This is a genomic window from Kitasatospora sp. NPDC054768, from assembly GCF_053612025.1.
On sequence record NZ_JBSHBN010000011.1, the window covers coordinates 14569 to 38734 of the forward strand.

General features: G+C 73.3%; 1 protein-coding gene. It reads left to right on the plus strand.

What is annotated here, in order from left to right; genetic code table 11:
* Positions 1-58: 58 nt before the first annotated feature.
* Complete coding sequence (locus ACWGKU_RS05435) at positions 59-24148, plus strand: ADP-ribosyltransferase (protein ID WP_452191356.1); 24090 nt, start codon at positions 59-61, stop codon at positions 24146-24148.
* Positions 24149-24166: the final 18 nt, after the last annotated feature.

Here is a 24166-nt window from a genome sequence, read left to right on the forward strand (position 1 = left end):
CCGCCGGGCACCCCCCTCCCCGCTCGTCCACTGCCAGGAGTGCACCACCGTGTCGATCATGCTGCCGCCGGGCCTGGCGAAGTTCTTCAGCATCGTGACCGGCATGAAGTGGCCGGAGGCGAACGAGGACCACCTGCGCATGGCGGGCGACGACTACCTGGCCATCCACGAGAAGGTCCCCGAGCTCCGCGGCTACCTGGTCGAGCTGGTCAAGCTCTGCGCCGAGAGCTTCGAGGGCCAGGCGGCCGACGCCTTCTTGGAGCAGATGCGCCAGTTGATCGGCGAGACCGGCGGCACGGACTACGTCTCGGCGGCGGGCCAGATGGCCAAGCAGCTCGGCGACTTCGCCCACAAGGTGGCCAACCAGGTCGAGTACGCCAAGTGGATGATCATCGCCCAGCTCATCCAGCTGGTGGCCCAGATCGCCTGGGCGATCGCCATGTCGCCGATCACCTTCGGCGGCTCGCTCGCGGGGATCTTCGTCGCCTACGAGACCGCGGGCGCGGTGATCAAGCAGGTCTTCATCTGGCTGTTCAAGCAGCTCCTGCTGCACGAGTTCCTCTCCATCACCACCGCCATGCTGATGGACGGGATCATCCAGGGCATCCAGATCGGCCAGGGCCACAAGGACAAGTGGGAGAAGGAATCCTTCATCCAGTCGATCGAGATGGGCGCGATCAACGGCCTGCTCACCGGTCCGCTGGAGCTGTTCACCTTCGGTCTCGGCAAGGCCTTCGGGCGGATCTTCGGGCGCGGCGTCAGCAAGGGGCTGCAGGCCGACCTCAAGGCGCTGGCCGGCTCCGAGTTCAAGGGCCTGCTGAAGAACCTCCCGACCGGCACGTTGAAGGAGGCCCTCAACCTGATGCGGAAGGAGGGCAGCCTCACGCTCAAGACCGCCATCGAGCAGGCCGAGAAGAACGTCGCCAAGGACCTCGCGAAGAAGACCGCCAAGGAAGCCGCGAAGAACACCGCCAAGGAGGTCGCGAAGAACACCGAGAAGAAGGTCCAGGACAACGCCCTCAAGGAGCTCGCGGACAAGGTCGGGGAGAAGTTCGGCAAGGAGGCCGGCGAGAAGGGGATCGAGAACGTCGCCGAGCACCTCAGCAAGGTCGAGAAGCTCACCCAGAAGATGGGGGAGACCTTCGAGCGGCAGCTCGCCGAGCTCGGCATCGACAAGGAACTCTCCAACGCCGCGGGCCGGTTGATCGCCTCGCGGCTCGTCAGCGAGGGCGCCCGCTACGCCATCGACCTCGGAACCGTCAACAAGCTGGTGTCGACACTGATCGCGGCCAGCGGAAGGATGGAGTCGGGCACGCTCAGGGCCGAACTGCAGGGCATCACCAAGCAGATCGGCCACATGCAGAACGAGCTGAAGCAGCTCGGCGGCGGCGCGCTGGACAGCGGGATGAGGGACCTGAAGTTCCTCCAGGCGGAGCAGCAGCACCTGCGGGACACCATCCAGGCCACCCAGGACCTCGCGGGGCGCGCGGTGAGCCTGATGGACGGCCTGCACCCGCAGACCGCCGGGCAGTTCCTGTACCGGTTCGGCGAGGGCGTCGGCAACTACCTCAAGGGCGGCGTCCAGAACATCGTCACCGAGGGCGCGTACAACCTGGCCTTCGGCGAGAACCACAAGTTCACCGTCAGCGTCGAGAGCTTCTACGGCGGCGTCGCCATGGGCGCGCTCGGCCACCTCGGGCACATCGCCGGCGGCCCGCTGCGACTGCGGATGGAGGACATCAACCTCCCCAACTACGCGCGCTTCCCGCTGGCCGTGGTGTCCAACCTGATGGGCCACCCGACCTCCCTGTGGGTCTCCCGCCCGGAGGGGGCGGGGGCGGTGGGCGGCCCCGAGGGCATCGGCGGCAAGCTGCCCGGGACCGGCCCGCTGGACGCCTCGCGGCCGGAGAACCTGAGGACGGACTCCGACGGCTCCGCGGCCCCGGCCGGGGACAAGTCGGCGAAGCCCCCGGCGGGCAGTCCGAGGACGACCGGCGGCGACGGCTCGACGAGGACGTCGTCCGAGGCGCCCAAGTCCTCCTCGAACAACGAGAGGCCGGAGGCGCCGAAGCCGGCCAACACGACGGGGGGCCCGAAGGAGACGCCGGAGCAGGCACCGAGGCACGAAGCGGAGCAGAGGACGGCGGAGCAGAGGACGGCGGAGCAGACCTCGGAGGGGTCCGCCCCGCCTGTGACGCGGTCCAGGACGGAGTCGTCGGCCGAGGCGCCGATGACGGCGGAGCAGCCGGCCGCACCGCCCCGGCAGCACGACGACGGCGGGAACCAGGGCACCCGCGAGCGGCAGGACCTCGACCCGAAGCCGAAGGACTCGCACGACCCCAAGGACCCCCAGGACCCCAAGGACCCCAAGGACCCCCAGGACCCCAAGGACCCCCAGGACCCCAAGGACCCGAACGAGTCCAAGGAGCCCAAGGAGCCCAAGGGGTCCGACAGGTCCGACGGGTCCGACGGGTCCGACGGGCCGTCGAGGCCCCGGCCGGAGCCGCAGCCCGACCTGCAACCGAAGCCCGACGCACAGCCGAAGCCCGAGCCGGTCGTCCACGAGCGTCTGGACTACCTCCGCACGGGCGGCGACGGCGACGTCCCGTGGGACCGCGGCAACTTCCTGCCCGAGGGCGAGGGGCGGCAGCCCGGGTGGGTCGCGGGCAAGCCGGGCGCCGACCTGCCGGACGTGCTGTCGCTGCTGCCCGTCCGGAACGACCGCTACACCGTCGCGATCCACACCGACGAGAGCGGCGTGCCCGTATCGGCCAAGGACCTGGCCGCCGTGATCGTGGGCCTGGACAGCCTCGGACACCTGTCGGGCGGTCGCCGCACGATCGAGTTCGTCTCCTGCAACCTCGACAGCGCGCACCCGAACTACATCAGGCAGGTGATGGCCGAGGTCTGGTCGCACCCGAAGCTCGCCGACCTGAAGGCCGTCGCGGCGAACGGGCCGGTCTGGGTGGCGCCGGGGTTCGACGGTACGACCATGAAGACGGCCTCGGGCACCGGCCACGTGATCGTCGCGGACAAGGTCGGCTTCGACTCGCTGGGCCGCCCGGCGGTCGTCGGCGGCGGCGAATGGCACACGTACTCCAAGTCGCCCGACGGCGACCAGCCGATCGTGACCACGACCGCGTCGACGAAGCCGACGGAGTACCAGCACCAGTCCGAGGGCGACCTGCGCCCCATGGACACCGCCGTGCGCTTCGGCACCGAACCGGACTCCTACCACTACACCGACGCCCCCGAGCACATCCGCGCCGAGGCGGACGGCGAGCGGGCGGAGCAGTGGCGCCGGACCCAGCGGGACCTCCAGGACCAGTACGAGGCCAAGCTCACCGATGCGGCCGAGGAGCTGCGGGCCGACCCGGACGGCAGCGGCCACCGGCGCGAGGACGAGGCCGAGCGGCTGCTGAACGAGGCCCTCGACGCCCCCGGCCGGTTCCCGGAGGATGCGCCGGCGAACCTGCGCGGAGCGGTCCACGAGCGCGCCCGGGCGATGATGTACGAGGAGCTGGCCGCCCGGCCGGGGGAGCGCGAGCGGATCCTCGGCGACCTCGACGGCCTGGTGCGGGTCGCCTCCGTCCGCGAGGCGGCCGTCCGGGTGGCGGTGCAGCACTTCGACCGGGCGGCGGCCGCCTGGAACGCCCCGCGGATCACCGACGGCGACACCGGCGTCGCCCACACCCCCGACCGCACCCCCGCTCCCGTCGTGGACCTCGTCCGGCAGGACTTCAAGGCGCGGGCGGAGGCGGAGGTCGCCCGGATCTACGCCGACGCGGACAGCCTCACCACCGAGGCCAACACCCGGGCCGGGGACGCCCTCCAGCGGCTCACCGAGCACGCGCGCGACGAACTCGCCCTGCACACCGACCGGGCGAACGCCCTGGCCCTCGCCAAGGACCGGGTCGAGCGGGCCGCCCACGACTGGTACGAGCGGCTCTCCCCGGCCGACCGGGAACTGCTCGACGCCGCCGGGGTGACGGAACGCCCCGACCTGTCGTCGAGCAGCATGCAGGCGGTCCGGGACCGGCTGCGCGACCGCCTCGCCGCCGACTTCGAGAAGGCGGCCGGCCCGCTCGACGCGGCGACCGGCAAGCGCCGGGACCGCGACGAGGCCGTGGAGCTGTTCACCCGCTCCCTGGCCGGGCACGACCGGGCGCTGCCGCACGAGTTCGCCGTCCAGGCGGTCCGCGAGGCGGCGATCCGCCGGGCCGTCGCGGAGACGGAGAAGGCGGCCGAATCCTGGGCCGAGGACGCCGCGCGCAAGGAGTTCGCCGAGAAGTTCGGCGCCGGCGAGTCCGACGTGCTGCGGGCCAGGGACACGGTGATCCGCGAACTCGCCGAGGAAGCGGACCGGGCCGCCGCCGAACGCGTCGGCGAGCCGGCCGCGCTCCGCGGCGCCCTCGACCGGCTCACCGACCCCGCCGCCCTGCACGACCGGCTCACCCACCAGGCCGCCCGCCTCGCCGTCCGCCGGCAGGCCACCGCGGAGGCCCAGGCCGTCGCCCGCGAGCACGGCCTGTCCACGCACGCCGCCGAGCGCCTGGCGGAGGGCCACGGCGACCGGATCGCCCGCGCCTTCGACGAGTCCTTCCGTTCCCACGAGGACCTCGCCGGCCGCCAGGAGCACTGGGAGGAGAGCCGCCGCGAGCTCACCGGGGAACTGGCCGAGCACGCCGCCTTCGAGAAGGAGGCCGCCCCCGCCCTGCGCGAGGCCGCCAAGGGCTTCGACGGGCTCGCGGCGCGCCACGACCTCAACGAGGCCCTGACCGACCACCTCAAGCGCGAGTACGGCGACGACTTCATCGCCCACTACCGCGAACTGTGGACGCTCGCCCACTTCGACGCGGCCGGCTGGAAGGCCCACCAGCGCGCACACGAGGACGCCTTCGGCCGCCGGACGGAAGCACATCCCGAGGAGGGCGGCGACCGCTCCCCGGACGGGGGAGCCGCGGGGGCCCTGATCCGGACCACCGGCGGCGACCACGGCGGCGCCGACGACCGGGGGGCCGCCGACCGAGGGGCCGACGGCGGAGGTGCCGTCCGGGCCCGGGACACCGCCGACCTGCCCGGTGGGGACGACCTGACGGCGGTCGTCGCCTCGGCGCTGGGCGCCCCGGGCGCCCTCCACGAGCGCCCGCCGGTCACGACCGAGATCCGCCCCGGCGTGCACTGGCTGGCCGACCGCGGCTCCGACCCGCGCGCCACCGACGAGGCGCTCGCCCACTTCCCCTCCGACCCGTCCCACTTCACCCTGGTCTTCCACGGCAAGGGACCGGACGGCGCGCCGCATGTCGACGGAAAGCCCGTCCCGCCCCGCGAGTTGGCCAGGACCGCGCTCGACCTGTACGACCGGGGCGTGTGGGACGGCCGGCCGCTGCGCCTGGCCGGCTGCGACGCCGGCCGCGGCGGCGCGGACTCGTACGCGGGCCGTTTCGTCGCCGCGCTGCGCGAGCAGCGACCGGCGCTGAAGGTCGAGGTGGACGCCCCGGGCGGCACCCTGTGGCTGGTGCCCGACCGCGTCGCGGGCGACGGTTCGCGCCGGCTGGTCGTCACCCGCGACGTCGGCTTCGACAGTGCCGGACTCCCGCGCGTCGAGCCGGGCGGCCACTGGGTCCGGCTCACCGCCCCGGCCGAGCACGTCCAGGTGGTGGCCACCGAGCTGCCGTCCCACCAGGACGGCGGGTCCGCACCGCTGACCGCCACGCCCGAGCACCGGATCGTCACGCCGGACCCGCAGGCGCACGAGTTCGGCGCAGGCCGCAAGCACCTGTACAACGCGCCGGAGTACGAGACCGTCGCGCAGAACTTCGAGAGGTCCGTCGGCCTGCTCGCCTACCGGGACGAACGGGCGCTGCAAGCAGCCCGGGGAAGTGCGTACCGGCTGTACGAGGTACTGAAGGCGGCGCACGGCGACCCGACCGGCGAGCAGGTCTACCGGGTGTTCCTGAGCAAGGACCCGACCTCGGCCGGGCAGGTCGGTGAGCACCTCACCCGGGACGAGTTCCACGAGCTGCTGGCGAACGGCAACCTCCGCGAGCTGATGACGGCCTTCTTCAACGCCGCCTACGCCCACGACGGCACGCAGGCGCCCGGCTCGTACGGTCTCAAGCAGGTGCTGAACGGCCTGACCGAGCACGGGAGTCCGGCCGCCCGGCTGCGCGAGCTGGGACTGGACACCACCCGGGTGCCGCAGCAGCTGGACTACCTCAACAGCACCACCCGGAAGGTCTCGCACGCGCTGACCGGCGGGACCAGCTACTTCGACAAGGACTACTTCGCCACCGGTGCGGTCGCGCACCGGGCCCCGATGGCACTCCAGCGGGAGTACCGGGCCAGCTCCGACGCCCGCACGCCGCGGACCGAGACGAATCCACCCGAGCTGGACCGGAAGCTCATCGAGATCCGGATGCCGCTGAGCCCCCGGGAGACGACGTTCCAGGGCGCCGAGGCCTCCCGGACCCTCCAGTGGGAGCCCGGCAACTTCAAGCACGACGTCAACACGGCCTCCACGTGGTACGGCGAGGCCCGGAACACCAAGGGGATGCAACTCAGCACCGGCGTCTCGGCGACGACGGCGAAGATGCTCGGCGCGTTCCGCGCGCTCAAGGTCCCGGACGTTCCGGCGGAGGACATGCTGCTCGCGCTGGTCGGCTGGATGCTGCCGCTGGGCGACCACTCGCTCTACGAGATCCTCAAGGGCGCCGAACTCGCCGGGGAGCTCCCGCCGGTACCGTCGCACCTGTTGACCGAGGCCGCCGCGATGTACCGGCACGTTCCGGGCCTGCCCGAGAGCACCCTGCGCCGGGAGCTCGGGATGCTCCCGCACGAGTCGGTGTACCACGCCCTGGCGAGCCGCTCCCGCCGCAACGGCGGCTTCGAGGAGGAGGGCCTGGAATCCGTTCGCCGGGTGTGGCAGCGGATGGTCGAGCCGGGGCAGGTGCCGTACCCGTTCGAGCGGGAGTGGCTGATGGACAACGGGCTGACGCGGGAGGAGCTCGGCGCGCGGCTGAGCGTGGCCCACGTCGAGGCGCTCAACATCTACACCGGCAAGGCCTACCCGCTGATCAACGTGCTGTTGAAGTTCGACGGACCGTTGCTGCACACCGCGCTGACCAAGCAGATCGACACGCTGCTGACCGGGAAGGTCGAGGCGGTGCCGTCGATGCTCCTGGACCACCCGGAGCTCGGCGGGCTCATCGCCAGTCCCGGACCGAAGTACCGGACGCCCGAGCACACCGCGGAACTCTCCCGGATGGCTCGGGAACTGCTGCCCGAGATCGAGAAGGAGCTGCGGATCCACGCCGAGATGATCATCGAGGCGTTGGACCGGCTGCCGGCCGTGACCGGGGTCGTCTACCGGGGAGAGTGGGGGCTGGGCCGCCTGGACGGCCCGGAGAGCGTGTTCACGGCGGCCAAGCCCGGCAACAAGCAGAGCAGTGCGGGGCTGCTCAGCACCAGCCGGCTGGAGGAGACGGCCCAGGAATTCCTGGCGCCCGACGAGAAGCTCGCCCAGTACCGGCTGGCCCACCGGGTCCTGGCCCGGATCCGCCTGGCGGGCGAGAACGGTGTCGACATCACGCCCTTCTCCCGCTATCGGGACGGGGAGCGGGAGATCCTGGTGAAGCCCGATACCGTCCTCACGGTCACGGGCAGCGGCACCGGCAGCACGAGCACCGGGCCGTACGAGCGGATCGACTACGTGGAGAACGGATCCGCGCGGCCGTTCGAGTGGCAGGACGGTTCGCCGCAGTGGCCCCGGCAGCTCCACGAGAAGCTCAGGTCCCAACTGGCCCGCTTGGCCAACGCGACCGAGGTGCGGTTCCACCGGGACCTCTGGCAGCTGGCCAAGGCCGCGGGCGCCCACGTCGGGCTGCCGGACGCGCGCCGGGCCCAGGCGGCCGCCCCGGACGAGGTCCTGGTCCGCCGGGCGACCGAGCACCTGTGGGACGCCGCGCGGATCACCGCCACCCTGCACGAGGCCGTCGGGCACGGCCTCGCCGAGCTCACGGGCGTGTCCCTGGTCGCCACCCTGGCCCGCACCGAACTCGGTCTGTCTCCGGACCACCGGATCACCCAGGACGACCTGCAGCGGTTCACCGGACAGGTGACCGGCGGGACCGGAACGGGCGATCACGACCTGCGCCGGCTGCTGGCGGTCGCACAGGACGTGGAGTACACCGACCACACCTCGGCCCTGGCCGACCTGCGGACGGCCTGGGAGGCCGTCGGGCGGGCCGACACCGAGCCGGTGGTCCCGGGTGAACCGGGCCTGTACCTGCTGGGGGACCGGCCCGCGGACCACGACGCCCTGGTGCCGCTCCTGACGACGCTGCAGTTCCGGGACGACTTCCTCACCGTGGTGCTGGACACCGTCGGCGGGCGCCCCGCACTGCACGGCACCGCCCTCACCCCGACCGAGGCCGCGCACGCCCTGTTCAAGCTGGTGGAGGACGGCAGCTGGGACGTCCGCAGGCCGCTGCGCCTGCTGGCCACCGACCTGGCGTCGGACGCCCACCGGTCGTACGCCGACCAGATGCTGAACCACCTGTGGCGGATGGACCGGAGGATCCACGCGCTCGCGGCGGCGGGGAAGGTCTGGATCGCCGCCTCGCCGCTCGGCACCACGCACCTCCTCGTCGCCGAGAAGGTCGGCCTGTCCCTCGTCGGAGAGCAGGTGCACGTCGGCCCCGGGAACTGGGTCTGGCTGGAGCACGGGAGCCGGCCGGAGAAGCTCGGGCCGTACTTCGCGGACGAGAAGACCGAGTTCAGGGTGAGCAACGGCGAGGGAATGCCGCTCGTGGGCCCGGCACCGCACACCGTCGGGCTCAGCACCGAGGTCACCTCCTGGGAGACGCACCCCGATCCGGACCCGGCCGACGACCAACCGGTGCACGAGCCGGGGCAGGAGTCCGAGGGAAAGATCATCGAGCTGGACGACCTGGTGGGGGACGACGGGAGCACCGCGCCCGGATCGCCGACGGGGGACGGGAACGCCGCCGCGGGGCAGCAGACGGGACAGGCCGCCCAGCTGCCGCCGACCTTGCCGCCGGTGTCCGGTCCGGTCGTGCACCGACTGCCGGGCGACGCCTGGGTCCAGCAGGGCCGGCCACTCACGGACACCTCGGGAGGGTTCCACGGCTGGGTGCTGGACGGCACGGTGCTGCCGGAGTTCGGGTACGTCGAGAGCTCGTCCATGTCGTTCGAGATCGTGGGCCGTGTCGACGCGGACGGGCTCCCGACGGTCGACGGGCACCAGGTCACCTCCTGGGAGATGGCCCGTCTGATCGCGGACCTCAAGAAGCACGGGTACTGGAGCGGGACGGGGGACATCGAGCTCGCCGTCCCCCGCCTCGGTGCGACGCAGGGCGGCGTGTACCTGGCCACACTCCACGTGTACCTCTCCATGAGGGGCGTGCAGGTCACCCTCCGGGCACCCAAGGAGGACCTCTGGTTCGTGCCGTTCCCCGGTCGCCACATCGGCGATCCCGTGCCGTCCGGGGGCGGTCGGACCTTCGTCGCCTCGTCCTCGACCGGCTACGACTCCCACGGCTTCCCGGTGGTCGCCACGGGCGGTACGTGGATGATGGTCAAGCCCGATGCGGGGCAGAGCGGCAGCAGCGTGCAGATGGTGCCCGCGGTCCTCGAGGTGCCGGCCGGTTACTCGGGGGTTCCCGTCGACCAGGTCGCCACGGAACTCCCGTCGGAGCTGCGGCTCACCGCACCGGCCCCCACTCCGCCGCCGCCGGCCCCGGTGTCGCAGCCGCCGTCGCCGACGGGCACGGGGCCGCAGCAGCCGCCGTCGCCGACGTTCCCGGCGCCCGCTTCGACCGGGCAGGACGGACAGGCCGTGGTGGGCCGGCCGCCGGTGGGGCTGGGTGGCGGGGAGATGCCGGTGCCCGGGCCGCTGCACGAGTGGGTGCAGGCGCTGGACCACCTGTCGTCGGAGGACCGGCGGGAACTCGTGGCGGACGAGGCGTACCTGACGGGCCTGCGCGAGGAGTTGGGGCCGGAGGACTTCGTGCAGGCGGCCGCCAGGCTGCTGGTCGAGGTCGATCCGAGGGCGCACCAGCCGGTGGCGGCGCGGCGGACGGCCGAGGACCTGGTCGTGCGGATGCTGGCGAACAAGGAGGTCGCGGATCGGCTGCTGGCCTCGGGGGTGCGCGTCGTGGTGGTGCCGCGCGACGTCCCGATGACGGAGGTCCCGGGCTTCGCGGCGTCCGGGCACGGCACGGGGGACGGGCGCGACTGGTCGCTGGTCCGGGGGTCGAGCGGTCACGGGCTGGTGCTGATCACGGAGGAGAACCTGCTGGGCACCCGGACGCCGGTGGGACCGCACCGGACGTACGCGGAGGGGTACTCCACGTCGGCGCACGAACTGGCTCACGCGATCCACGAGTTCGGCCTGACCGAGGCGCAGCGGGAGCTCGTGGGGCAGGCGTTCGCGGACCGGAGCGTCTCCGACGCGCTGGCGGAGCTGTTCGGCGAGGAGTCCGTCTCGGCGTGGCCGGACGGCGGGCTCACGGACGGGGGCGGCAACCGGGTCGGGAACTACTCGGCGCGCAACGAGCACGAGTTCTTCGCGCAGCTGGTGACGGCGTACTTCGGCCACAACCACGGCAGCGACCCGTTGACGGGGCTGGCGCGCAACAACGGCGCCGAGTGGGTGCGGGAGAACGTGCCCGAGCTGGTGCCGCTGCTGGAGCACCTCTTCGGGGCCGACCCGCGGGCGGACCACCCGGAGCCGGCGAACCAGGTGAGCCGGGCCGAGGCCGAGGAGCAGTTGTTCACCGGCTTCCGGGAGTTCATGGAGTCGACCGAGCGGGAGAGCCGGTCGGTCGTGCGGCCGGGCGAGGAGGAGGTGTTCGGCAGGCTCCGGGCGTTCATGGACTTGGTGGAGGGGGAGAGCCGGTCGGTCGTTCGGCCGAGTGAGGATGAAGTGCTCGACGGCTTCCGGGAGTTCATCGACTCCACGACGCGGACCGAAGGACAGCACGAGGACGACGGCCCCGTCCTGCAGCCGGGCGACGTCGTCACCGAGGCGAACGGGACGCAGCACACCGTCCTCGGCCCGGTCCTGCCCGCCCGTCCGCCCCGGATCGACGAGCACGGCCTGGCGGCCTCGGACGTGCTGATCGGGCTCGGCAGCACCCGCACCCAGCTCCTGGAGCACTTCACGAGCCGGTTCGCCCAGGTGCTGCACGGAGAGGACGCGGCGGCCAGGACGCTCGCCGAGACCCTGTTCGGCGCGGAGACCCTCCAGGCCAAGCTCACGGCACTGTCCCGGGGCGAGGTCTGGGACGTGCCCTTCTCGGTGGGCACCTGGACCGGCACCGTCCGGGTCGGGGCCGACCTGGGCCGCAGCACCTTCGTCAGGGCGGCCGACGACTTCGAGTTCGAGTACGGCTCGGAGCGGCAGACCTCGGTCGGTGTGACCGGCGACCGCCTGCTCCAGCTGAACGTCGGCGCCCAGGCGAAGTTCAAGTTCGGCAAGCCGGCCGACCTGACCGAGACCGTCGGCTACCAGCACGGCTGGCAGCACGGGACGGCCGACGCCCAGGCGAGCCGGATGGTGGCCCGTGGCAAGACGTCGGAGACCGCCGCCCTGTTCGACACCGTCTTCCGCCTGAAGGCGGAGTTCCTCGACCTCGGCCGGCGCACGGTCGGCGTGTTCAGGGAGGTGTCCTCGGAGCCGGTCCCCCCGGTCGACGTGCAGGCCCAGGTCGCGGTTCCGCTCCGGGAGACCGGCGCTCCGCAGCCGGCCGTCCTTCCGCTGCTGCCCCCGCCCGGGGCCGGGCCGGGCGGGGGCAGGCTGTCCGGCTCGCACATCGTGACGGACGTGTGGGCGCTGCGGCGCGGGCCGGGGGCGACCGAGGAGGCCGAGGGCATCCCGCTCGTCGAGCTGAACGCGCCCAGGACCGCCGCCAAGGGCATGGCCGAGTTCGTCGCGGGCTTCGAGGCGCAGGCGAGGGAGCACTTCGGCAGCACCTGGCCCGCGCTGAGGGCCAGGCTCCTGGAGCAGGTCGACCTGGGCACGCTGCACCAGGACCTCAAGGCGCTGATGTCGGGCGAGACCAGGACGATCGAGGTGGACGGCCTCCTCGGCCCCAAGGCCGTCATCACCCTGAAGAACGCCCGGATCCACACGATCGAACCGACGGCGGAGCTGCCGCCCACCGAGTTCAACATCGCCACCGGGACGTCCCGCTCGCACACGGAGCAGGACACCACCGAGTCGGGGTGGCAGTTCCCGCTGGTGGGCAGCGCGACCGGATCGGCCAAGAGCGGCGGCGCAGGCCTCGGCGCCGGCGTCAGGACCGGCCGGGAGAAGGTCGTGCTGAACGGCGGCGGCGACGAACTGTCGCTGGGCACCAAGGTGAAGACGGCCGGGGTGGTGTTCGAGGGCGAGGCGCGGATCGAGGTCGAGTTCGGGGCCTTCGGCAGGGTGCAGCGCGTCCAGGCCCGCTCGGTCGACGCCGGGCTCGGCTTCCGGGTGGTCGTCGACCGGTCGGAGACCAGCCCGGTCACCCCGGGCCAGGTGGAGCCCGCCCCGCACCCGGACCACGCGCCGCTGCCGCCCGGCGCCCTGGTCCCGCACCCGCCGTCCGGGATCTGGCACGGCTCGGCCGCCTACACCGGGCTGCCCGAGACCACGGTCGTCCGCGACGTGCGCAGTGTCGCACCGCTGCACGCCCGGCTGGACGAGCTCGGGCGCGCCCAGCTGGGGGCGAAGGCCTGGGGCGAGGTCAGGGAGGACGTCCTGCGGGCGTTCTCGCAGTCGGCCGTCGGCGCCCACCTGGTCGGCATGACGCAGGACGTTCCGCTGCGCAGCCCCGCGGTCGCGCTCGGCCCGCTGAGCAAGCTCGGCCTCGGCGTCACGGCGCACGTCGCCGCGTTGACGTACCGGCGGGAGCAGGCGTCGGCGGACCTCAACCCGGTCCGGGAGAGCACGACCTTCGAGTCGAAGCGGCTCCTCGACTCCGACACCTGGAACGTCTCGGCCCAGGGCTTCGGCAAGGGGCCGGTGCACACCCGCGAGAACGTGCTGGACGAGAGCGGCAAGCCGTTCACGGACACCCTCCAGGGCACCGCCACGGTCACCCGCGAGGTGCGCGACCGGGACGGCTGGCGGGGCGGGACCTCGGCCAAGAGCTACGCGAGCGGCAAGTACCGCAGCGCGCAGGTGCTGTACGACGCCCGGTTCGAGCTCCAGCTGACGCTGAACGGCAAGCCGCACGGCGAACACGTCGTGCTGGAGGCCTCGCTGAGCATGGAGCAGGCGCACACCCGGCCCCAGGCACGGAACAGCCGGGTCATCGGCAACCCGTTCGACGGGGCGGCGCCGCGGCCCGACGTGCCGCTGCCCGGGCCGGAGCACACGGGGCAGGCGCCCGCGAACCTGCGGGTCCCGGACAGGCTCGGCCACTCCGACGTGGTGCTCGGCGTCGGCCGGCGCGGCCCGTCCGTGCTGGACGAGGTCCAGCGGCTCCTCGGCACGGTCGGCCCGGTGTCGGCCCAGGCGTCCGTCCGCCTGGCGTCCCAGCTGGACGGGGCCGGCCTGACCGCCTCGCTGTCCCGGCTCAGCCGGGGCGGCAGGCTCAGCGTGGCGGTGGACACCGGGAGCTGGAAGGGGAAGGTGGAGGTCACCGTCGCCCCGCTGGCCCTGCGGCACCGGCGGACGGTGGACGGCTTCGAGTTCGAGCTCGGGAGCCAGCAGCGCACCGTGGTCGGCTACAGCTGGGACCGGCTGAACCGCTGGCGGGCCGGGGCCGCGCTCAAGGGCACCGTCCCGCACGTGACCGTCACCGGCGACTACGCCCGCACCAGGGACAGCGTTCGGGGCCTGACCATCGAGCGCACCGGCGGGACCGGAAGCCGCGGCAAGAGCGTGGAGACGGCCGAACTGTTCGACGGGGACGCCGTGTTCACCGTCCGGTTCATGCCGGAGCGGTTCCAGCGGTCGCTCGCGGGGACGACCGCGGCGGCGCCGGTCCTGGTGGCCGCGCCGCACCGCGACGTGGTGCTGCCCCCGGCGGGCCACAACCCGCCGGCCCTGCAGCTCCCGGACAAGCGGCTCGGCTCCTCCGACATCGTCACCCGGGTCCACCTGGAGGGCGCGGACGGAACGGTGCACACCGGTCCCGAGGCGGTCACCACGGTGGTCGCCGAGCTGCAGCCGAAGGGCCGGGCGGCGCTCGGCCGGGACTGGGAGGGGATGAAGGCCAAGCTCCTCGACGCCCTCGACTTCGACAAGCTGCACCCGCTGCTGAAGCCCATGACGTCGGGCCACGAGATCGTCCTGACGCACGGCCGCAGCACGGTGCGGATCACCGCCTCGGTGGACCGGGTGACCAAGTCGGGCGACGCGCCCCAGGTCGAGTTCAACATCGGCTCCAGCACCCAGACCGCCTTCACCAGCTCCGAGGCCGGCACCAACTCGGGCAGCGGGCAAGCCGACTCGCTCGGGCTCACCGTGCTGGGGACCGTGGGCACCGGCGTGTCCGCCGTGGTCGGCGGCGGCGTCGCCCACACCCGGCGGCAGGACGCGCTGGACCACCGCCGGGACGTCGTGGTGACCGGAACGGCCGTCAAGACCAAGCTCGCGGCCGAGGCGCACCGGGCCGTGATCCGGCTCTCCGTGGTGATGGAGCGGCGTCCCGCCGTACCGCTGTCCCTGGAGACCCGGCCGGTGGTCCCCGTCACCGGCCCCCCTCGGTCCGGGATGCCCGGGGTCGTCCACCGCCTGGCCGAGGCCGGCAACGCCGTCGTCCCGCAGTGGCGGCTGCGCCGTACGGTCGCGGAGACCGTCGTCCACGCCGACGTGCTGACCGAGCCCAACCGCTCCACTCCCGCCGCCACCGTGCCGGGACGGCGCCGCGGGCCCGTCCTGCCGCAGGAGCTGCGGGTGCCGCCCGCCGAGATCTTCACCTCCGGCCTGCGCCCGGGCGACGTGCTGCGATGGGTCGGCGACACCGCGGGCCTGCGGGGCCTCCTGCGGACCGAGGGCCCGCGCTTCTTCGGCGAGGGACCCTGGAAGCGGCTGGAGCCCGTGGTCTCCGCCGGGCTGAGCCACGCCCAGCTCTCCGCCCTGCTGACCCCTGCAGTCGGAGCCCACCAGGGCACCGGCGGGGCGGTCGGCCCGCAGCGGGCGATCGGCACCCCGTCCGTGAGCCGGCGCTGGTTCGTCGACGACGTCCAGGTGGCGGTCAAAGCCTCCCTCGTCCAGTTGGAGTACCACGGGGACAGCGCCAGGGCCGCGCTGAGCCCGGCGAACGAGTCGGGCGGCGGCAACCGGAGCACGCAGCTGACCGGCCGGCAGTGGAACCTCCGGGGCCAGGTCGGCGTCCAGGGCGACCTCGGCGCCCTGGTCGAGGGCACCGGCTCGCTGCTGGTCGGCGGCGCCTACCGGCAGCGGCTGGGCACCGTCACCGACGCCGGCGGCCGGAACGTGGCCAACGCCAAGGCGAACACCCCGATGGCCCGTTACACGGGCTACGTCCAGCTCGAAGTGACCCTCCACAAGGGCGGCGACCCGGCCGGTCAGGACCCCGGCAACGAGCGGTCGCTGTCCGGGCTGATGCCGGTCGAGCTGGAGATCCCGCACGCCGACACCACGGCCGGGGTGTCGCCCGCGGACCACTGGACGCAGTTCACGCCCGACCACCCGGACGGCGAGGCGCTGTCGCGGCGCCCGGTCGGGATCCAGGTGGCACGCTCCCTGACCCCGCACCACGAGGGCGGCGTCCGCGTCCTGCGGGACCCGCTCGCCGACCAGGCCACGCACGAGAACCTGGAGCGGAGCGTACGGTCGATCGAGGAGGACCCGCGCTACTTCACCATCGCCTACCACGCCGTCACGGAGAACGGAGCGCCGGGCTGGAACGGCTGGCCCCTGCACCCGGACGACCTGGCCCAGTCGCTGGCGGAGCTCCACGCCACCGGTGAGTGGGACGGCCGCCCGCTGCGGTTCGTCGCCTGCGACGCCCAGGAGTACGTCACCCAGGTGCTGCGGTCCCTGCGCGAGCGGCTTCCCGGGGTGGAGCTGCAGGCGTACGTCGGGAACGGCAAGCTCTGGGTGGTCCAGGACCAGGGCCGCACCCACCTGGTGGTCGGCTCGCGGGTCGGCTGGGACGCCTCGGGCCGGCCCCGGCTGGAGGCGGGCGGGCAGTGGCTCCACCTGAGGCTGCCGGTGGAGGGCGCCGGGGCGCACACCCCGACCGTCGACAACGGGGCGGGCGTCCACGCCCCGCCGCCGGAGCACGCCCCGCCGCCGGCCCACGGGCCGGTCGTGGAGGTCGTCGAGGTCCACGGCCCGCAGCTGCACGACCCGCAGCCGCTCGCCGAGGCCACGGCGCAGCACCCGGTCGTCGACCAGCGGGACCTCCAGCCCCTCGGCGTCCCCAAGCAGGCGCTCCACGCGACCCCGGAACACCGGCGGCGCGCCGAGGAGTTCGAGGCGCGGCTGGGTGCCTACGCCTTCGCGCACCCCCAGGCGCAGGCCGCGGCCCGCAACGCCGTTCAGCGGCTCTACGACGCCCTGCGGGCCGCCCACCCCGAGACCCCGGAGGGGGAGCTCTACCAGGTCTTCCTCAACACCGACAGGAAGCCGGAGGAGGGCTCCGCCGGCCAGGTCGGCGAGCAGCTCGGCCTGGCGGAGTTCCGCACCATGATGCGGACCGGCAACACCCGGGAACTGCTGACCGCGTTCTACAACGCGGCCTACGTCAAGGACTCCCCGTTCGGCCTCAAGCAGGTGCTCCAGCGGATGCTGGAGTCCCCCGACCCCACGGCGACGGCCGAGGCGATGGGGCTGGACCTGCGCGAGCTGGCGGCCCAGCAGGACTTCCTCCGGAGCGGGACCCGCTCCGTGCTGGAGATCCTGCCCGGCCTCAACACCATGTTCGCCAAGGACCACTTCGGCACCGGCACCGTCATCAAGCAGGGCGCGGAACCGCTCAAGGCCGGTGCCGAGTACCTGGCCAGCCTGAAGGCCCGCCAGGCCCGTGAGCCGGTGCCGCCGAACGACCTGACGGCGCAGGGCCTCCAGGACCGCGGCATGCCGCTGAGCCCCCGGGAACTGGCGTACCAGCAGGGCGTCGGCGACGGGGAGGCGCTGACGTGGAAGCCCGGCCGGGCGCACTACATGCTCAACGAGAAGTCCGCCTGGTACGGCGAGGCCCACCGCGACAAGGGCATGCCGCTCAGCACCGGCATCTCGGCCACCACGGCGAAGATGCTGAACGCCTTCCGACTGCTCAAGGTCGTGGACAGCGCACCGCAGGACATGCTGCTGGCCCTCACCGGCTGGATGCTGCCGCTGGGCGACCACTCGCTGTACGAGATCCTCAAGGGCGCGCAGCTGCTGGACGAACTGCCCCCGCTCCCGCCGAACGCGCTGGACGACGTCTCGACGCTGTACCAGCACATCCCGGGCATCCCGCAGCAGCAGGTGCGCGCGCTGCTGGGCGAGAACGGCATGCTGCCCCACGAGGCGGCCTACCACGACCTGCTCCACAAGCCGCGCGCCGACGGCGGCTGGCGGGACGACGTGGTGGAGAACGCGCAGCGCAACCGCGACGGGTTCACGGTGGCCGCGAACGACCCGACCCGGGCCTCGCGGGTCGTGGCCGAGTGGCTGGGCCGCAACCCGCTGAGCGCGCGGGAGGTGCTCGACCGGCTGACCCCCGCGCACTTCGACGCGCTGGCCGTCTACACCGGCCCCGCCTACGCGCTGATCAACGTGGCCCTGAGGTTCGGTCCGCTCACCCGGCAGCGGGCCCTGGAGGTCCAGATCACGGGGCTGCTGCGCACACCGGACCCGGCCCGCCTGCCGTCGATCCTCAAGCACGACCAGGTGCTCGCACCACTGCTCACCAAGCTGCCCCGCAACCGCACCGCCGACGACTGGAAGGCCCTGAAGAGCGCCGTGAAGGAGCGGCTCCCGCAGATCGAGCGGGAGCTGATCGCACACGCGGAACTGATCTCCGAGTCGCTCGCCAAGCTCCCCCCGTACTCCGGCGAGCTCTGGCGCGGCGACCGGGTCCTGGGCCTGCCGGGACCGGTCGGCAGGCGGCTGTCGCCCTCCTACGGGGGAGAGACCTTCCGCAACCCCGACTTCGTGAGCACCAGCATGGACCGTCAGACCGCGATGATGTTCATGCAGACCCGCACGGAACTCCCGCTCACCTACCGCGCCCTACTGCACTTCTCCGTGCGCGGCGGCGGCAGCGCCTTCGACATCCAGCCGTTCTCGGACAAGCAGGGCGAGGCCGAGGTCCTGATCCGGCCGGGCAGCACCTTCGACCTCGGCGGGCGGCAACTCCTCCAGTCCTCTCTGCGGGAGCCGTACGTGCAGATCGAGGCCACCGAGCGGACCACGCCCTCGCCGTTCCCGAAGGCGAGCGACGCGGACCAGCGGCTGCACGAGGCCCTGGCCGGGCTCGCCAACGTCCCCGGGCTGCGCACCCACGACGACCTGTGGCCACTGGCCGAGTACATCGGAGCGGACCACGGGCGCCCGCTCGCCGGCCGGGTCACCGACCTGGTCGCGGGGGAGGCGGCCCGCCGCGAGGCGAGCATGAACGCCTGGCGCACCGCCAAGCTCGCCCAGGAACTGCAGCAGGGCACCGAGCGGATCACCCTGGCGCACCTCACCAGGCTGCGCCGCACCGCCGACCTCGTCCGCGAGGCCCTGCATCTGCCGGCCGACCGGCAGGTGACCAGGGCGGACCTGGTCGACTACGTCCGGACGCTGAAGGGCGACGGCGGCGGCGAGGTCGACGCGGGTGACCTGAGGACCCTGGTCGACGTGGTCGACAAGCTCAAGCGCCCCGGCCGCGCGGTGGCCGTCACCGAGGTCGAGCAGCGCTGGCGCGACCCCGGGTACGAACCCGCCCCCGAGCTGACCGTGCTGGAGTCCCAGGCGCTGTACTGGGTCGGCGACCGGCACGCCGACTGGCGGACGCTCACCGAGTCGGTCTTCCCGAACCTCCCGCACGCGAACGACTACCTCACCCTGGCCATGCACACCGCCGACGGCGTGCCCGTGATGGGCCATGTCGTGGTCGCCCCGGCGGATGTCGCGGGCGGGCTGCTCAAGCTCTACGAGGAGGACGGCTGGGACGGCGAGAAGCCGGTGCGCTTCGTCGCCTGCGACCTCAACGTCCGGCCGGACCGCGAGTACGTGCGCGAGGTCATGGAGCACGTGTGGGCCCGGCTGCCCAAGGCCGTGGCCTACGCCGCCGACGGCCAGGTCTGGTTCGTCCCGCCGGCTCCCGCGGCCGGCGCGGCGGGCGGCGGCCGGGGCCACCTGGTGGTCACGTCCGGCGTCGGGATGGACGCGCACGGCCGTCCGGTGATCGTCCGCGGCGGCAACTGGCAGCGCATCGCCCAGGACGGGACCGTGGACCTCGGTGCCTACCTGAACGACGACGGCAGGGCGGCGTACCCGGAGGCCGACCGGGGCGACGTCCACGGCGGGATCGACGGAGCGGTGAAGTTCGGCGTCGACACGCCGCTCGACACCGACACGCCGCTCGACCAGCAGCTCCACCCCGGCGACGGCTCCCCGCCCGTCGTCCTCCCCGGTGCCCAGCCGCCGCCCACGGCAGCGGTCGTACGGCACACGGTCTTCGACGAACCGCGGTACCGGCACCACACGGAGGCCTTCGACCGGGAGCTCGGAGCGTGGACGGCGGGCGACCCCCGGGTGGTCGACCGGGCCCGTGCGGCGCTGCGCCGGATCGCCGAGGCCACCGGGGCGGAGGGCACCGACCACCTCGTCAGCGGCGGGAGCCTGCACGAGGTGATGCGGGAGTTCCACCGGCTGGCCCGGGACGAGCGGTTCCGGCTCGACGATTCCGGGGCCCTGCGGGCCGACGCCGTCCGGCAGGCGGACCTGCGGGAGCTGGGGATCAGGACGGCGGACGGCGCGGCCTCCCGGGTCGCGGCCGAGGCCATGCAGGCGTACCGGCTCCTCGGGCAGGGCGACCACGACCTGTTCGCCCGGGCGCTGTACGGCTGGCTGCTGACGGGCGGGGAGCACTCGCTGCACGAGGTGGTGGCGGGCATGCGGCTCGCCGGCGCCTTCCCCGGCCACCGGTACACCGACGGTGCCGAGCTGTACCGGAACGTGCCCGGGGTCCCGCCGGCGGAGCTGCGCCCGCCGGTGGAGGGCTGGGACGGGCCGGTCAGGCCGGCCTTCGAGCACCCGGCACCGGCGGAGCTGACGGCCGGACTGCCGCACGAGCGCACCTACCTGGAGTGGGCCCTCACCTCGAAGGAGGTGAACGACACGGTCCTGGAGGAGACGCGGCGGCGCTGGGAGTCGCTGACCGAGACCAACCCGGACGAGGGACTCGGGGCGCCCCCGTACCTGCAGTGGATGGCCCGCAACGGCGTCGCGAGGGCGACGGACGTGACCGACCTGCTGGGCCCCGCGCACTTCGTGGCGCTGTACACCTACACCGGCCCGGCCTACTCGCTGATCAACGTGCTGCTCAAGAACCCGGGCCCCGACGCCGTCCCCGCGCTCCGCGGGAAGATCGCGGCGCTGATCGCCAAGCACTACCGGGACCCGGGCACCGCGCTGCCCGGCTCGATCACCGGGATCCCCGAGCTGCACGAGGGCATGCGGGCGAGGACCGAACCGTGGAGTCTCGCCGACTCCCTGACCGCCGAGCAACTGGCGGGCATCCAGCGGGAGATGCAGCTGCACAGCCATCTGCTGGCGGACGCGCTGCGGCTGCTGCCCGCGGCGAGGGGGACGCTGTTCCGCGGCGACGGCACCCTGGAGGACCCGATGCGGCCGACCGGCCGGCCCGCCGGGCCCGAGTACGGCGGCGACGTCATCCTGCACCGGACGTTCGCGAGCTTCAGCACCAACGAGAGCACCTCGTTGGGCTTCATGAAGAAGTACGACGGCCAGGACGAGTACCGGGTCCTGCTGGAGCTGGAGGCGACCGGCCTCAACGGCCGCGACATCGCGCCGTTCTCCTCGCACATGGAGGAGGAAGAGGTCCTCTTCCTGCCCGGGGCCCGGATGCGGGTCACCGAGCGCACGCTGACGCGGACGGAGGACGGCGTCACGTACGTCCGCCTCAGGGCCCGCGAGTCGGCGTCCGACGAGACGGACAACACGGCCGCCGTGCCGCCGCCCCGGCGCACCGGCGACGAGCCCGCCACGGACCTCACCGAGGAGACCGGGCCGGCCTCCGGCGGTGTGCGCCTGGCGGACGGACGGACCGTCCCCGACGAGCTGCTGCTCACCCACACCATCACCGACGCCACCGGCCGGGAGACCGGGCAGGCGCTCTTCGACGAGGCCGACTGGGCGAAGCGGTCGACGCTGTACCCCGGGCTGAGCGAGGTCACGAGCTTCGTGCCGCGCTCCACCGACGGCTTCGCGACCGGAGTGCCGCAGCAGGTGCCGTGGGACGGGAAGCACACCTACTTCTTCGCCGCGCACGGCCGTTCGGAGGGATTCGACCTCCCGCTGACCGACGGCACCAAGGCCCACGGGGTCACCGGCACCGAGGTCGGCGCCCTGCTCAAGCGCCGGCTCGCCGACCTCGCGCTGAAGGCGGCCGACGCGCACCGGAACGTGAACGCCGACGCGGACGGCGACCCGGACGGCGGCCCGAGCCGCGGCCCGGCCTCGATCACGCTGCTCAGCTGTGAGTCCGCCGAGCACGCCCAGGCCGTCGCCCGGCAGACCGGACTGCCGGTCCACGCGCCGACCGGCCGTACCGGCGTCAGCGGCAGGCCGGCCGGCCCCGACGGTCCGTCGACCGCGAGCGTGTACGTCAAACCGGGCCCGGACGGGTCGACCGGGCTGTTCCGGACGTTCCACCCGGACCCGGCCGGCGCCGCCCCGGACGGTACGCCCCCGTCGCACGCCCCGGCGGCCGGCCGGCTCGAACGGTCGGCGCCGGTACGACGCGCGCTGGACAACACGGGGAACGGCGAGGGCTCCTCGCGGTCCGGCCCCGAGGTCCGCCACGAGAACGGTGTGGAGATCCACCGCTACGCCACCGGGGAGGAGGTCCACTTCCTCCCGGACCGGGAGGTCCACTACCTGGCGGACCGCGAGGTCCACCACCTCACGGACGGAACGGAGATCCAGCGCTTCGCGGACCGGGAGATCCACTTCCTCCAGGACCGGGAGGTCCACTACCTGGCGGACCGCGAGGTCCACTACCTCGCCGACGGGACGCAGATCCACCGCCACCCGGACGGGACGGAGTTCCACCGCTTCCCGGGCGGCGGGGAGACCCGCTACCTCGCCGACGGCCGGGTGGACACCTACGACGGGGAGGGCCGGCTGGTCGAGCGGTACCGCGCGCCGGAGGACCACCACCACGGGCCCGACCTGCGCCCGCTGGACGTCGCCCTCGACGAGCGGAACGCCTACCTGGACACCGAGTTCGGCGCGCCCGAGGTCCCGCTGGTGCCGAGGGACGACGTCCCGCACGCCGCCGCGCAGGAACCCCCGAACCCGGTCGCGACGAGCCGGTACGTCGACCTGGACGCGCTGCGGGAGGCCCAGTCCGTGCCCCTGATGTGGCGGTACGACTCCGGCCACCTCTACCGGTGGGAGCGGAGCCGCTCCGACATGGTCGACTACCCCGAGGTCTTCGAGGGCGGAATGCGGCCGAGGCAGGAGGACCGCTACCCCGACCTCCAGGACTACGTGGGGAGCAACGAGGCGTCGGCCCTGGTGAGCACGACGCGCTCCCGCACGGCCCAGCACGTCGACTGGGGGACCTGGCACCGCTACGTGATCGACGCACCGGGAGGCATCGACGTCCGGGAGACCCTGAACCGTCCGGGCCTCTCGGAGGAGGAACAGGAGGTCGCGTTCCCCGGGGGCATCGACGGCCGGTACATCGTCGGCGTCGAACTGGTGCGCGGCATCGAACTGGACCACGCGAGCGGCCGGTACGCGGAAGCGGTCGAGTTCGTCCCGAACGAGGCCTACCGGCCGGACCACCGGACCCCGGAGCAGACCGCGGCGATGGGCTTGACGGAGCCCGCCGCGGAAGCGGACGGGAACCCGGGCGGGCACGTCGGCGACCACACGGCCGACGACATCGAAAGCGTCCTGAACGGCCTGGGCGGGCTGAGCATCGTGAACGGCGACGACTCCTCGGTGGGGTCCGACTCCGACAACAGCGCGGCGCCGCCGGGAGGCTGGCACCACCAGCTCCCGGAGCACGACCCGGAGGTCTGGGCCGACCCGTCCGGCTGGGCCCTGGCGGGCATCGACGGCACCCGGGCCGCCGACCTGTTCTGGCGCGACGGGGGCTGGACCATGAGCACGGCCGAGTTCGACGCGATGCCGCGGGCGTTCCGGGAGCGCCTCGCGCAGCTGGAGCTCTTCGGGACCGACCAGCAGAGGCTCGGCCGCGACGCCTACTACGACCGGCAGGGGCTCGAACCCATGGCGGAGCTCGTCCGCGGGCTGAGCGACGAGGAACGCGGGGCGCTGGAGTTCTACACGGCCCCGAGCGAGACCGGGGACGGCGAGGTCGCCGAGCAGTTCTCGTACTACGAGGTCAAGCAGATCCGGTGGCAGCTGACCATGGCGGGCCGGGACCACACCGCCCTGCCCCCGGGCCCGGTGCGGGAGGTCATCGGGAACCTGGACAGTTCCATCGAGCAGAGCCCGGTGACGGGGGACCTCGTGGTGAGCAGGGGAGCGCCGTACGTCGGACCCGGGCTGCACCCGGGCGTCCTGGAGGTCGGGCAGGTCGTCACCGAGCCCACGTACGTCTCGGTCTCGGCGGGCAGCCGGCTGCACGGGGCCTTCGGCCAACGGCTCATCCGGCTGTACCTGATGCTGCCCGACCGGACACCGGGGGCGTTCCTCCGGGAGGTCTCGCACAGCCCGGCCGAGAACGAGATCCTGCTCGGCGCCGGACTGCGCTGGCGGCCGGTCCGGATCATCCCCCCGGACCACCCCCTGCAGCAGGGGGCCCTGGACGGCGGGGAGGCGGACGTGCCCCCGGAGAGCCAGTGGATCGTCTACGGCAGGGTGGAGCCGCCGGACGACGACGCCGACGAGGACTTCGAGCCGATGGGGGACGAAACGGCGGAGCAGTTCGCCCCGAACCCCGACTACGGCCTGACCGACGACTGACAGCCACCAGACAGCGAG